The following is a 12,529-nucleotide window of genomic DNA, read 5'->3' as shown; positions in this document are numbered from 1 at the left end:
GACCCCGGTTGCACGTGCGGGTGAAGGGGGTTGCTAATCTTTCCAAGTCCTCGCGAGAGGCAGGCCCCTTTAGCTCAGTCGGCAGAGCGTCTCCATGGTAAGGAGAAGGTCTACGGTTCGATTCCGTAAAGGGGCTCTCGACCTCTAGCCGCGTCACGTTAGCGTGTCGCGGCTTGGGTCATGTAAGGGCGGTGTAGCTCAGTTGGCAGAGCAAGCGGCTCATAATCGCTGTGTCGCCGGTTCAAGTCCGGCCACCGCTACGCGGTAACGACGGGGCTGGCCCCCGGATCTGAGAGAGAAGGAAACGCTGTGGCTGCCACCGACGTGCGACCCAAGATCACGCTGGCGTGCGAGGAGTGCAAGCACCGCAACTACATCACCAAGAAGAACCGGCGCAACAACCCGGATCGCCTGGAGATGAAGAAGTTCTGCCCGAACTGCGGTACGCACCGGACTCACAAAGAGACCCGCTGACGCAGGCGGTCTTTTACCAGCTTCGCAAAAGCCGTCCCGGCACTCGCCGGGGCGGCTTTTCGCTGTTACCGACGGGTTTAGGCACCCGCGCGGGACGGCCGCCGGGTTCGGTTAGCCTTCTTCGCGTGCCTTTGGACCAGTCGTTCACCGGGCGGGAGTACCCGTCGGACAGCAAGTACTTCGTGAGCCGGGAGAAGATCCGCGAGTTCGCCGACGCGATCGACGACCCGAACCCGGTGTACCGGGACCCGGAGGCGGCCCGCGCGGCCGGCCACCCGGACGTGCTCGCGCCGCCCACCTTCCTCACCATCCTGAACCTGCCGAAGATCAACGGCATCGTGACCGACCCCGCGCTCGGCCTCGACTACTCCCGGATGGTCCACGGCGACCAGGGCTTCCGCTACGAACGCCCGGTCCACGCGGGCGACGAGCTCGAAATCTCGGCCACGATCGAGTCGATCATGGCGCGGGCGGGCAACGACTTCATCAACCTCCGCGCGGAAATCACCGACGCGGACGGCAAACTCGTGTGCACGACGCGGGCGCAGCTCGTGGTTCGGGGGGCGGAAGCGTGAACGTCGGCGACGAACTGCCTCCGCTGGAGCTCCGCATCACCCGCGCGCAGCTGGTCCGCTACGCCGGGGCCTCGCTCGATTTCAACCCGATCCACTGGAACGAGAACTTCGCGACCAAGGTCGGCCTCCCGGACGTGATCGCGCACGGCATGCTCACGATGGCCCTGTCCGGCCGCATCGTCACCGACTGGCTCGGCGACCCGGCCCGCCTCGTGGACTTCAGCACGCGCTTCACCCGCCCGGTCGTGGTGCCGGACAACGACGAGGGCGCACTGGTCGAGGTGACCGCCAAGGTCGGCGCCCTGACCGACGAGGGACTGGCCCGGATCGACCTGACGGTGAAGTTCGAGGGCAAGACCGTACTGGGCAAACCGCAGGCTCTCGTCCGCCCCTGAGCAACCCGGCTTTGCTTCCGCGCCTAGCGGTTCCTCCGTGGCCGGTCCTGCCGCCACGGGTCCCGGCGTGCTGCTGCTGTCCGTGAAGGGCTCCTTGAGGGAATCAGATTCCCTCAAGGAGCCCTTCACGGACTTTCGGGGAAGCGAAGCCACGCGGCCAGCCTCGCCAGCCGGTGCTCCGCAGCGGCCCGGCGAGCGCTACCGGGAACCCGCCGCAAACCGCAGCTCTCGCCCGCTCCTTACGAGCCCGCAGCTCAGCCTGATCGCCCCAATGTGGCGTTGGGTGCATCTGACGCACCGAATGCCACATTGAGTGCGCGGGACGCACCGAATGCCACGTTGGGTGCGCGGGACGCACCGAATGCCACGTTGGGTGCGCGGGACGCACCGAATGCCACGTTGGGTGCGCGGCACGCACCCAACGCCACATTGGGTCGGTCTCAGTGCACCCCGAGCACCGACTCCACCACGTCAGCCATCCCCGCCTCGCCCCGTGCGTTCGGGTGCAGGGCCGCGGCCGAGGACGTCGGGATCACCCCTTCGACCCACTTGACGTCCGAGTTCGCGCACACGTCGTGCCCCTTGCTCGGCGCGGCGGTGTCGGCGAACCCGGCGTCGTGGGACTTGGCCTGGTCGGACAGGGCGTCGTTGAGCTTGCCGAGCGCGTCCCGCAGATACGCCACGTCGCCGGAGCCCAGCGGCAGCACCGGCCAGCAGCCGTCGCCGTCGGGGAGGACCGTCGGGTAGCCGACGACCACCACTCGCGCCTTCGGGGCCTTCTTGTGGATCTGGTCGAGCGCGGTGCCGACCTTCTTCGCGGTCGCGCTGATCCGGTCGGCCAGTTCGTCCTTGCCACCCGCGGTGAGCCGGTCTTTGCACGGCGAGGCGCTCTGATGGGAGGTCACACAGGTCTGGGCCAGTGAGATGAATCCCACATCGTTGCCGCCGATGCCCAGGGTGACGAGCGTCGTGTCCGCGGTGACCGAGTCGAACTGCGGCGGGTTCGAGCCGTTGCGGGTCGACTGGGTGTCGGTCAAGTCCTCGGTCGTCGCGCCGCTGCAGCTGACGTCCACGAACTTCGCCGGCTTCAGCTTCGCCGACACCAGGTGCGGATAGTTGTTGTCCGACCGCGCGCATCCGGCCGGCGAGCCCGCCTGCTTCCCGGTGCGCGGCGCGGACGTGTACGAGTCGCCGAGCGCGACGTACCGGCCGCTGCCGCCGCCGGTGTCCGCGCCGGACGGCGGTGCGGTCGACGAGTCGTGCTTCGACTTGTAGTAGCCGACGGCCAGCAGCGCCCCCACGACCACGAGGACGAGCAACCCGCATCCACCGCTTTTGTTTGCCCCCACCCGACCGTTTTACCGGTCCCGCCCGTCGCCGACGACCCGCTTACGGGTGATCACGCAAAGACAGCGGCATGCAGTTCGCCCGCCAGTTCCAGCGCGTGCGGGACGGTTTCGGCCACATAGTGCAGATCGACCAGCGCCTCGGTGATGCCGTCCGCTTCGGCGGCCTTCAGCTGAGCCGCGACGTCCTCGACGGACGCCGTCTTCGAGCCCGGCGTCGGGTTGATCCGCAGCACCCGGCGCAGCGACTCTGGGTCCCGGCCTGCCTTCTCCGCGGATTCGACGACCACGTCCCACTTCTGCCGCAGCATCGGGATCGGGAGCCCGGCGGGCAGCCAACCGTCGGCGATCCGGCCGACGCGGCGCAGTGCCGCGTCCGACGCCCCGCCCAGCAGCACCGGCGGACCGGGCTGCTGCAGCGGACGCAGGCCGATCAGCGAGTCCGGGATGTCCCAGCGTTCGCTCTGGTGCCCGGCGGGATCCGCGGTCCAGAGCGTCCGCAGCACCTGGACCAGTTCGGCGAGGCGCGCGCCGCGGTGCTCCCACGGCACGCCGGCGGCGATGTACTCGTCGCGCAGCCAGCTGAGCCCGAGGCCGACGTCGAGCCTGCCGCCGGACAGCAGGTCCAGCGAAGTCAGCGAACGCGCCAGCAGCACCGGGGAGTAGAGCGGGCCGTTGAGGGTGCTCGACCCCAGCCGCGCGGTCTCGGTCGAATTCGCCGCGATGGTGAGCGCCAGCAGCGGATCGACGAAGCGGACGAACTCCGGCGGGTACGGCTGTTCGGGTGTACCGGACGGGTAATAGGTCTTCGGAGCGACCGGGGTCAGGACCCGGTCGCCGACCCACAGCGAAGCGAAGCCCATCCGCTCGGCTTCGGTGGCGAAGCCGGCGATGGCGGAGGGGTCGGCGAGCTTGCCGTACTGCGGCAAAGCGAGGCCAAGCCGGAATGAGGTCACCGCTGCTCCTTGATCAGAGTTTCGCTTGCGGGTCAACGAAGATCATCTTCCAGTGCGCCGGTCTTGGCTTCCTGGCGGGGGAATTCGCGGGCGCGGAAGCGATTTCGGTTGCCGTACCAGCGATCCGGAGCGGTCGCGAAGCCGGGCGGGACAGCGCTCGTCAGCGGCTTTACGATTAATCGGATAGCGGGCACGCGCTCATATTCGCACGATCAGGTGATCTTCGCTGAGGATTCCGGGGTGCTGTCCGAAGGGCCCGGAACGGCCGTCTCCGGGGTGCCGCGAGACCGTCGCGGCGCGGTCGAGGGGGCTGGGTTGCGAGGCTTCATACGGCTTGCCGTAGACTTCGGAACTCGGAACGCACTACGGTCATCCCCGCCGGATGGTGGGGACGATGGAATGCGTCCTCCGGAGCCAGGGTGACCGGGCTCCACAGGGGTGTAGCTCAATTGGCAGAGCAGCGGTCTCCAAAACCGCAGGTTGCAGGTTCAAGTCCTGTCACCCCTGCGTACGGGAACTGGTGGAGCGGAGGAGTGGTCGTGAGCGACAGCGACGCCAGCGGCGAGCACGAGCAGGACGATTCGGGCAAGCAGCCCGGAGTCGAGTCCCGCCCGGTGTCCGCCGCGGCTCGGCGCGAACGCCGCGCTTCCGCTCGGCCGGCAGGCAAGTCCGAGGCACGGCCGGGCTCGACCCGTCCGTCCGGCAAGGCGGGCGACAAGGTCGCGAAGCCCGCCGACGCCAAGGGCGTGCCCACCCCCAAACGGGACCGGAAGGCCAAGAAGGCCTCGGTGTTCGCCCGGTTCACGCGGTTCATCCGCGAGGTCTGGGCCGAGCTCCGCAAGGTCATCTGGCCCAACCGCAAGCAGATGGTCACCTACACCGCGGTCGTGCTGGTGTTCGTGGTGTTCATGGTGGCCCTCGTGAGCGGCCTCGATCTCGGCTTCAAGGAGCTGGTCGGGCTGGTCTTCGGCTGACGCCCGCAACGGGCGCGCCACCGCGCTGGCCGGGCCCCGGTCCGGCCCGGCAAGCGATCAACTGAGAGGACGGAACGTGACCTCCGACAACGGCACCGAAGCCGGTCGCGACCTGACCGAGCTTTCCGACGAGCAGGTGCAGACGGCACCCGGCGACGAGGAGTCCGCCGACGCCGTCGAGGTGCCCGTCGCCGAGGACGAGGTCGCCGCCGACGAGAGCGCCGAGGACGCGGACGTCGCCGCCGAAGCCGACGTGACCGAGCCCGCCCCCGAGGCGGACGACCCGGTCGCCGCGCTGCGCGCCGAGCTCAAGGCCGCGCCGGGCGAGTGGTACGTCGTGCACTCGTACGCCGGTTACGAGAACAAGGTCAAGACCAACCTCGAGACGCGTACCCAGACCCTAGACGTCGAGGACTACATCTTCCAGATCGAGGTCCCGACCGAAGAGGTCACCGAGATCAAGAACGGCCAGCGCAAGCAGGTGCAGCGCAAGGTGCTGCCCGGCTACATCCTGGTCCGGATGGACCTCAACGACCAGTCGTGGAGCGCGGTCCGCAACACCCCGGGCGTCACCGGGTTCGTCGGAGCCACCTCGCGGCCGTCGCCGCTGACCGTGGACGAGGTGCTGAAGTTCCTCGCCCCGCAGGTCGAGAAGGAAGCCCCGGCCAAGGCTGCCAAGGGCGGCGAATCCGCCGCGGCCGCGCCGTCCGGTGCGCCCGCCGTCGAGGTCGACTTCGAGGTCGGCGAGTCGGTCACCGTCATGGACGGCCCGTTCGCCACGCTGCCCGCCACGATCTCCGAGGTCAACGTCGACGGGCAGAAGCTGAAGGTCCTGGTGTCGATCTTCGGCCGGGAGACCCCGGTCGAGCTCTCGTTCAGCCAGGTCTCCAAGATCTGACGGCCGGGCCATCCCGGTCGGCAGTCCCCGCGTACTGGCAGGTGTGCGGGGGACTCACGTCAGTTAAGAAGGACACAAGGTAATGCCACCCAAGAAGAAGAAGCTTGCGGCGATCATCAAGCTGCAGATCAAGGCGGGTGCGGCCAACCCCGCGCCGCCGGTCGGCCCGGCGCTGGGTCAGCACGGCGTCAACATCATGGAGTTCTGCAAGGCCTACAACGCCGCGACCGAGTCGCAGCGCGGGGACGTCGTCCCGGTCGAGATCTCCGTGTACGAAGACCGGTCGTTCGACTTCAAGCTGAAGACGCCGCCGGCCGCCAAGCTGCTGCTCAAGGCCGCGGGCGTGGAGAAGGGCTCCGGTGAGCCGCACAAGACCAAGGTCGCCAAGGTCACCTGGGACCAGGTCCGCGAGATCGCGAAGACCAAGGAGACCGACCTCAACGCGCACGACATCGACCAGGCCGCGAAGATCATCGCCGGCACCGCCCGCTCGATGGGCATCACGGTCGAGTAATTGCTTCGGCCTCGCCGAAGCAAAACCAGTGGGAGAGCCAGGTGCTGGCTCGTCACCACACTGATCCACTGACTTACTAAGGACAGAAGCATGACCAAGCACAGCAAGGCCTACCGCCAGGCCGCGGAGCTGATCGACAAGGCGCGCCTGTACGCGCCGCTCGAGGCCGTGAAGCTGGCGAAGGAGACCTCCAAGACGAAGATGGACGCGACCGTCGAGGTCGCGATGCGTCTCGGGGTCGACCCGCGCAAGGCCGACCAGATGGTCCGCGGCACCGTGAACCTGCCGCACGGCACCGGTAAGACCGCCCGCGTCATCGTTTTCGCCGTCGGCGACAAGGCCGCTGAGGCCGAAGCCGCCGGCGCGGACGCGGTCGGCACCGACGAACTGATCGAGCGCATCCAGGGTGGCTGGCTCGACTTCGACGCCGCGATCGCGACGCCGGACCAGATGGCCAAGGTGGGCCGCATCGCCCGCATCCTCGGCCCGCGCGGCCTCATGCCGAACCCGAAGACCGGCACGGTGACCCCCGCGGTCGAGAAGGCCGTGAAGGACATCAAGGGCGGCAAGATCAACTTCCGCGTCGACAAGCAGGCGAACCTGCACCTGGTGATCGGCAAGGCGTCGTTCGACACCGAGAAGCTGGTGGAGAACTACGCTGCCGCGCTGGACGAGATCCTGCGCGCCAAGCCGTCGTCGGCGAAGGGCCGCTACGTCAAGAAGATCACCTTCACCACGACGATGGGCCCGGGTATCCCGGTCGACCCGGCGCGGACCCGCAACCTCCTCTCCGAGGAAGCCGCGGTCTGAGTCGCACATCACGCGAAAGGGTGGTCACGCTTCGTGCGTGACCACCCTTTTTTCGTGTCTCATGGACGTATGCCAACGACGTTCCTCGCCCCCGACGGGCTCCAGCTGAGCTACACGGTCTGGGAGGGCGACGGACGGCACCGGCGGCCCGTCGTGCTGCACCACGGTTTCGCCGCCGATTCCCAGGTGAACTGGGTCAATTCCGGAGTCGTGGACGCACTGGTCAAGGCCGGGTTCACGGTGATCGCACTGGACGCGCGCGGACACGGCGAGTCGGAGAAACCGCACGACCCGGCGGCCTACGGCGAGGACATCATGGCCGCGGACCTGACCGCGCTGTTCGACGAACTCGGCCTGGACGAGGTGTGCCTGGCGGGATATTCGATGGGCGCGATCGTCTCGCTGCTGGTGGCTACGAGTGACCGGCGAGTCCGCTGCCTCGCGGTCGGCGGCGTCGGCGCGGGAATCGTGGACTTCGGCGGGGTGGACGCCCGGGTCATCAACCGCAGCCAGATCGCGGACGGACTGCTGGCCGAGGACCGGTCGCAGGTGCCCCCGGCGGCCCGCCCGTTCCGCCGCCTGGCCCGCCGCGCGGGCGCGGACGTCGAAGCACTGGCCGCGGTCATGCACGCGACCCCGCACGGCCCGATGCGACTCACGAACCTGTCGGCGGCGACGCTGATCCTGGCCGGGGAGTCGGACGAACTGGCGACCCAGCCGGAACGCCTCGCCGCGGGAATCGCCGGTGCGCGGTTGGTGCGGGTGCCGGGGAACCACATGGAAGCGGTGGCACACCCGGCTTTCGCGGCGTCGTTGGTGGACTTCTTCGCGTACTCGGACACGGGGGAGACCCGGTTGCCGATCAGCTCGCCTGCCTGACGGTCAGCCCGGGGTGGAGGTCGCCGTGGGCGGCCCGCACTTTTCGGGGCCGGGCGCGTGGCCGGTGATCAGCCATTGCCCCATTTCGACCTGGGTCACCTGGAATACTCCCAGCGCGGGGCCGCCGCTGATGGCGAACTGGCAGGAGTCGATGGTGAGCGAGCCGGACTGCGGCTGCCCGGAGAGATAGGAAGGGATCGAGTTCTCCCCGTAGGCCCGCACGCTGGTGACCTTCGCGTGCAACGCCTCGACGGCCGTGCGGCAATCGGGCTGACCGACATCCTGGGCGAACTTACTTTGGATGTCTTTCCCGCCGTCGGCCTGGAACCTGCCGCAGGCATCCTTAACCACGTTCTGGGCGACGTTCTGATAGACCATCCGGACGGCCTCGTACGGGCTCTTCGAATACACGTGGTTCGTGTGATAGAGCCCGCCGCCCTCGGCGGCGATCTGGGCCGAGGTTTTGCCGTCGTCGCTGGGAAAGATCTGGTGGTATCCCCAGTTGACCAGGATCCCGAGGATGACCAAGGCGATCACCCAGCCCAGGATCTTCCCGCCGAGCCGCTTCACCCAGCGCGGGACCGGGCGGCGGTTCTTCGGCGGTTCTTCGTACTCCGTCAGCGCGCCCGGGTGGTTCGGCGGCGCAGGCGGCTGGCCACCGGCCAGCGGTTGCGGCTGGCGGTTTCCGGCCGGGACCAGACCAGCGTCGGGTGCCGGAGTCGGTTCGGCGCCCTGCTGGGACTGGGTGAACCGCAGGTACTCCTGGAATCGCTGGAATTCCTGGAACTGGCGCAGCTGCTCCGGATCCAGCTGGGGCTCGCTCGCCGCTGGTTGCGCGGGAGTGCGCGGCGCGACCTCGGCCCCGCCGGGCTGAGGCAACGCAGGCGGTTGCGCGGGCGGTTGTGTCGAGGATCCGCCCGAACCGGGAGAGGGGGTTTCTTCCGGCTTTCCGTGATCACGCTGTTCCGCCACGTCACCAATGATGCCCGCTCCGGCGCGATTTCCCGAGACTGCCCCGGTTCTCGCAGCTCAGCAAGGGGGTGCCCGCGAACGGCAAACAACCCTCCCGTATGCTGGTCGACGGTTCTACCAAAGACCGCTGGTTCTCTCCGGATTCCCGGGGAGCGAAGGTTCGCCCGCAACGGCGACGGCCCGCGCAGGAGGAACGAGGCTTTCACCCCAGTCTTCACGGCTGGGCAACGCCCCGCGTCTGACTGCGCGTGGGCGTTTTTTCGTTCGGGGGCGCCTCCGCCGAAGCCAGTGGTGACACTAGCCAAGAGAGGAGGCGACCATGGCGAAGCCCGACAAGGTGGCGGCCGTCGCCGAGATCGCGGAGAGTTTCCGCAGCAGCTCGGCCACCGTCGTTACCGAGTACACCGGCCTCTCCGTGACTCAGCTGTCCCAGCTGCGCCGCGCTCTCGGCACCAGTGCCAAGTACCGGGTCGCGAAGAACACCCTCGTCAAGCGTGCCGCTGAGGACGCCGGCCTCGAGGGGATCGAGGACCTGTTCGTCGGCCCGACCGCGATCGCTTTTGTGCACGGCGAGGCAGTCGACGCCGCGAAGGCGCTTCGCGACTTCGCGAAGGAAAACAACGCGCTTGTCATCAAGGGCGGCTACATGGACGGCAAGTCGCTGTCCGTGGACGAGATCACCAAGATCGCCGATCTCGACAGCCGCGAGGTGCTGCTCTCCAAGGCGGCGGGCGCGTTCAAGGCGAAGCTTTCCCAGGCCGCGGCGCTGTTCCAGGCGCCGGCGTCCCAGGTTGCCCGCCTGGCTGCCGCGCTGGAGGAGAAGCAGCGCAACGCCACCGGTACCGAAGCAGCCGAAGCACCCGCCGAGAGCTGAACCACCCCACCCCCCGAACGTCTCGTTCGTTTTTCTGAGAGGAAGCCATCATGGCGAAGCTGAGCACCGCCGAGCTGATCGACGCCTTCAAGGAGCTGACCCTTCTTGAGCTGTCCGAGTTCGTGAAGGAATTCGAAGAGGTCTTCGACGTCACCGCCGCCGCCCCGGCCGCCGTCGTCGCCGCCGCCCCGGGCGCCGCGCCCGCCGAGGCCGCTGCGGAGCAGGACGAGTTCGACGTCATCCTCGACTCGGCCGGCGACAAGAAGATCCAGGTCATCAAGGTCGTCCGCGAGGTCGTCTCCGGTCTGGGCCTGAAGGAGGCCAAGGAGCTGGTCGAGGCCGCTCCGAAGGCGCTCCTGGAGAAGGTCGACAAGGAGGCCGCCGAGGCCGCCAAGGAGAAGCTCGAGGCCGCTGGCGCCAAGATCTCCATCAAGTGATCCCGGGCGCGCAAGCGCCTGTTGCACCACCTCGAAAGGGGCGGACACCCGACACGGGTGCCCGCCCCTTTCGCTGTCCGGACAAAAAAGACGCACAGTTGCCGAGCCGGGCCCGCGACACCCTCGTTCAGGCGAACAAACCGTGCGTCCGGCGACGCCGGGTCACCCCCTGTTTGCCGCGTTTCCGCCGGTTAACCCGTCAGGGTGAGCGGAAGTCGGCCATCTGGATCTGCGCCCGAACGTGACGTGCACTACCGTGCTGCCAGCGGTCGCCGTACTGGATCCCCGTCGCGTGAGGTGTGCACGGGGGCTGGCCAGAGAACAAAACTGGTGAGTAACCTGTTCGCGCTCAGCTCGTTGCACCTGGTTGAAGCGGAGTTCGCCGCGCGAGCTCCGCCGCTGCCAGCGGTGACGGGGCGGCGGTGCGCGACGACGCGGAACAGCTCCTGGAGGTGCGATGGGTGCCGAGGTGGTCATCGAAGGTCTGACGAAGTCCTTCGGAAAGCAGACCATCTGGCGGGACGTGACGCTGACCCTGCCTCCCGGCGAGGTCTCGGCGATGCTCGGCCCGTCCGGAACCGGCAAGTCCGTGTTCCTGAAGTCGATGATCGGCCTGCTCAAGCCGGACCGCGGACGATGCGTCATCAACGGCGTCGACATCGTCACCTGCTCCGAGCACAAGCTGTACGAGATCCGGAAGCTCTTCGGCGTCCTGTTCCAGGACGGCGCGCTGTTCGGCTCGATGAACCTCTTCGACAACGTGGCCTTCCCGCTGCGGGAGCACACGAAGAAGTCCGAGACCGAGATCCGCCGCATCGTGCTCGAGAAGCTCGAGATCACCGGTCTGGCAGGCGCGGACAAGAAGCTCCCCGGCGAGATCTCCGGCGGTATGCGCAAGCGCGCCGGCCTCGCCCGCGCCCTCGTGCTGGACCCGGAGATCATCCTGGTCGACGAGCCGGACTCCGGTCTCGACCCGGTCCGCACGACCTACATCTCGCAGCTCTTCCTGGACGTCAACGCCCAGATCGACGCGACGTTCCTGATCGTGTCGCACAACATCAACCTCGCCCGCACGGTGCCGGACAACCTCGGCATGCTGTTCCGCAAGGAACTCGTCATGTTCGGTCCGCGCGAGGTGCTGCTGACCAGCGACGAACCGGTGGTCGAGCAGTTCCTCAACGGCCGCAAGCTCGGCCCGATCGGCATGTCCGAGGAGAAGGACAGCGCCCAGATGGCCCGCGAGCAGGCCGAGGCCGAGGCGGGCCACGGCGACGTGCTCAACGAGGACGTGCGCGGCGTGGTGCCGCAGATGCAGGTCAGCCCGGGCGTGCCGGAGCGGGCAGGGGCGAAGCGGCGGATGGACCGCGTCATGCGGATCCTGCACACGCTCCCGCCGAGCGCGCAGGAAGGGATCATCGAATCCCTGACGCCCGAGCAGCAGCGGCACTACAACGTGCGGCCCAACCCCGGCGCCTTCCACCACCAGCCAGGTCCCGAGGACACTCAGCAGCTGCCTCCGGTCAGCTCGCCGGGTCCGGTGCCCAACCAGCACCAGGGACAGCTCCCCGCCGACCAGGTCGCGCGCATCCCCGGCGCCGCGGACCGCCGGTCGCCCCGGCACGGGCAGGGTGGCGCGTGACCACCAGCACGGCCAAGATCCCCGGCTACGGAATGCTGCGGGAGACCGGGAACCTGTTCGCGCTCGGCCTCGACATCATCCGCGGCATCTTCCAGCGCCCGTTCCAGTTCCGCGAGTTCATCCAGCAGGCCTGGTTCGTCGCGAGCGTGACGATCCTGCCGACCGCGCTCGTCGCGATCCCGTTCGGCGCGGTCATCTCGCTGCAGTTCGGCGCGCTCGCCCGCCAGCTCGGCGCGCAGTCCTACACCGGTGCCGGTTCGGTGCTGGCGACCGTGCAGCAGGCCAGTCCGCTGGTCACCGCGCTGCTGGTGGCCGGCGCGGGCGGCAGCGCGGTCTGTGCGGACATCGGCGCGCGGACCATCCGCGAGGAGATCGACGCGATGGAGGTGCTGGGCGTCTCCGCGGTCCAGCGCCTGATCGTGCCCCGCACGCTCGCCATGATGCTCGTCGCGCTCCTGCTCAACGGCATGGTCAGCGTCATCGGCGTGCTCGGCGGCTACTTCTTCAACGTCGTGCTCCAGGGCGGCACCCCTGGTGCGTACCTGTCCAGCTTCTCCGCGCTCGCGCAGCTGCCCGACCTCTGGGTCGGCGAGATCAAGGCGCTGATCTTCGGCTTCATCGCGGCGGTCGTGGCGGCTTACCGCGGCCTGCACCCGAGCGGCGGCCCGAAGGGCGTCGGCGACGCGGTGAACCAGTCGGTGGTCATCACGTTCCTGCTGCTCTTCGTCGTGAACTTCGTGATCACGCTGATCTACCTGCAGCTCGTGCCCGGAAAGCTGGACTGAT

At 68.3% G+C, this 12,529-nt stretch carries 15 protein-coding genes and 3 tRNA genes; 15 read left to right on the top strand and 3 right to left on the bottom strand.

Annotated features, from left to right (window positions below; genetic code table 11):
* The first annotated feature begins 63 nt into the window (after positions 1–63).
* From DMP23_RS30810 to DMP23_RS30790, 5 genes are all read left to right on the top strand, one after another.
* A tRNA-Thr gene (locus tag DMP23_RS30810) sits at positions 64–136 on the top strand.
* Positions 137–187: 51 nt separating this feature from the next.
* Positions 188–260 (top strand) — tRNA-Met (locus DMP23_RS30805).
* A gap of 49 nt (positions 261–309) precedes the next feature.
* The gene (gene rpmG, locus DMP23_RS30800) at positions 310–474 is read left to right on the top strand and encodes a 50S ribosomal protein L33 (protein WP_005152047.1); all 165 of its coding nucleotides are present in this window, start codon (positions 310–312) and stop codon (positions 472–474) included.
* A 125-nt stretch (positions 475–599) separates the two neighbouring features.
* The gene (locus DMP23_RS30795) at positions 600–1,049 is read left to right on the top strand and encodes a MaoC family dehydratase N-terminal domain-containing protein (protein WP_037816309.1); all 450 of its coding nucleotides are present in this window, start codon (positions 600–602) and stop codon (positions 1,047–1,049) included.
* Positions 1,046–1,444: a MaoC family dehydratase gene (locus DMP23_RS30790; protein ID WP_238603393.1), complete on the top strand. Its 399-nt coding sequence runs from the start codon at positions 1,046–1,048 to the stop codon at positions 1,442–1,444. Before DMP23_RS30795 ends, DMP23_RS30790 begins: the two co-directional genes overlap by 4 nt.
* 440 nt (positions 1,445–1,884) lie before the next feature.
* Here the strand turns inward: DMP23_RS30790 and DMP23_RS30785 are convergent, their stop codons facing one another.
* Positions 1,885–2,763, bottom strand: coding sequence for an SGNH/GDSL hydrolase family protein (locus DMP23_RS30785; RefSeq protein WP_443111300.1), 879 nt, complete (start codon positions 2,761–2,763; stop codon positions 1,885–1,887).
* Between the two features lie 80 nt (positions 2,764–2,843).
* Entirely contained in the window at positions 2,844–3,746 is a 903-nt protein-coding gene (locus DMP23_RS30780; protein WP_275293180.1) for a TIGR03619 family F420-dependent LLM class oxidoreductase, read from the bottom strand.
* Between the two features lie 434 nt (positions 3,747–4,180).
* Here DMP23_RS30780 and DMP23_RS30775 point away from each other — a divergent pair.
* The 6 genes from DMP23_RS30775 (at position 4,181) to DMP23_RS30750 (ending at position 7,821) form a co-directional block, all read left to right on the top strand.
* Positions 4,181–4,253 (top strand) — tRNA-Trp (locus DMP23_RS30775).
* A gap of 32 nt (positions 4,254–4,285) precedes the next feature.
* Positions 4,286–4,720, top strand: a complete 435-nt coding sequence (gene secE / locus DMP23_RS30770; protein ID WP_107051120.1) for a preprotein translocase subunit SecE — start codon at positions 4,286–4,288, stop codon at positions 4,718–4,720.
* 76 nt (positions 4,721–4,796) lie between these two features.
* The gene (gene nusG, locus DMP23_RS30765) at positions 4,797–5,618 is read left to right on the top strand and encodes a transcription termination/antitermination protein NusG (protein WP_337823239.1); all 822 of its coding nucleotides are present in this window, start codon (positions 4,797–4,799) and stop codon (positions 5,616–5,618) included.
* A gap of 82 nt (positions 5,619–5,700) precedes the next feature.
* A complete protein-coding gene (rplK, locus tag DMP23_RS30760; protein ID WP_037360170.1) occupies positions 5,701–6,132 on the top strand; it encodes a 50S ribosomal protein L11 in 432 nt (143 codons plus the stop codon).
* Between the two features lie 90 nt (positions 6,133–6,222).
* Positions 6,223–6,942 carry a 50S ribosomal protein L1 gene (gene rplA / locus DMP23_RS30755; protein ID WP_037816302.1) on the top strand — a complete coding sequence of 240 codons (720 nt, stop codon included), beginning with the start codon at positions 6,223–6,225 and terminating at the stop codon, positions 6,940–6,942.
* 69 nt (positions 6,943–7,011) lie between these two features.
* The gene (locus tag DMP23_RS30750) at positions 7,012–7,821 is read left to right on the top strand and encodes an alpha/beta fold hydrolase (RefSeq protein WP_337823238.1); all 810 of its coding nucleotides are present in this window, start codon (positions 7,012–7,014) and stop codon (positions 7,819–7,821) included.
* 3 nt (positions 7,822–7,824) lie between these two features.
* Here the strand turns inward: DMP23_RS30750 and DMP23_RS30745 are convergent, their stop codons facing one another.
* Entirely contained in the window at positions 7,825–8,793 is a 969-nt protein-coding gene (locus tag DMP23_RS30745; RefSeq protein WP_337823237.1) for a hypothetical protein, read from the bottom strand.
* A gap of 319 nt (positions 8,794–9,112) precedes the next feature.
* On the opposite strand from DMP23_RS30745, the gene rplJ reads away from it, so the two are divergent.
* From rplJ to DMP23_RS30725, 4 genes are all read left to right on the top strand, one after another.
* The gene (rplJ, locus tag DMP23_RS30740) at positions 9,113–9,667 is read left to right on the top strand and encodes a 50S ribosomal protein L10 (protein ID WP_037816297.1); all 555 of its coding nucleotides are present in this window, start codon (positions 9,113–9,115) and stop codon (positions 9,665–9,667) included.
* 50 nt (positions 9,668–9,717) lie between these two features.
* Positions 9,718–10,104 (top strand): 50S ribosomal protein L7/L12, encoded by a 387-nt coding sequence (gene rplL, locus DMP23_RS30735; protein ID WP_037816296.1) that lies wholly within the window; start codon positions 9,718–9,720, stop codon positions 10,102–10,104.
* Between the two features lie 457 nt (positions 10,105–10,561).
* The gene (locus tag DMP23_RS30730) at positions 10,562–11,743 is read left to right on the top strand and encodes an ABC transporter ATP-binding protein (RefSeq protein ID WP_037816295.1); all 1,182 of its coding nucleotides are present in this window, start codon (positions 10,562–10,564) and stop codon (positions 11,741–11,743) included.
* A gap of 32 nt (positions 11,744–11,775) precedes the next feature.
* Positions 11,776–12,528 carry an MlaE family ABC transporter permease gene (locus DMP23_RS30725; RefSeq protein WP_051165981.1) on the top strand — a complete coding sequence of 251 codons (753 nt, stop codon included), beginning with the start codon at positions 11,776–11,778 and terminating at the stop codon, positions 12,526–12,528.
* Position 12,529: the final 1 nt, after the last annotated feature.

This window comes from Amycolatopsis sp. A1MSW2902 (assembly GCF_017312175.1).
GTDB lineage: Bacteria > Actinomycetota > Actinomycetes > Mycobacteriales > Pseudonocardiaceae > Amycolatopsis > Amycolatopsis nivea.
The sequence above is the reverse complement of the archived record's forward strand: the minus strand, read 5'-3'. Positions and strand labels throughout refer to the sequence as shown.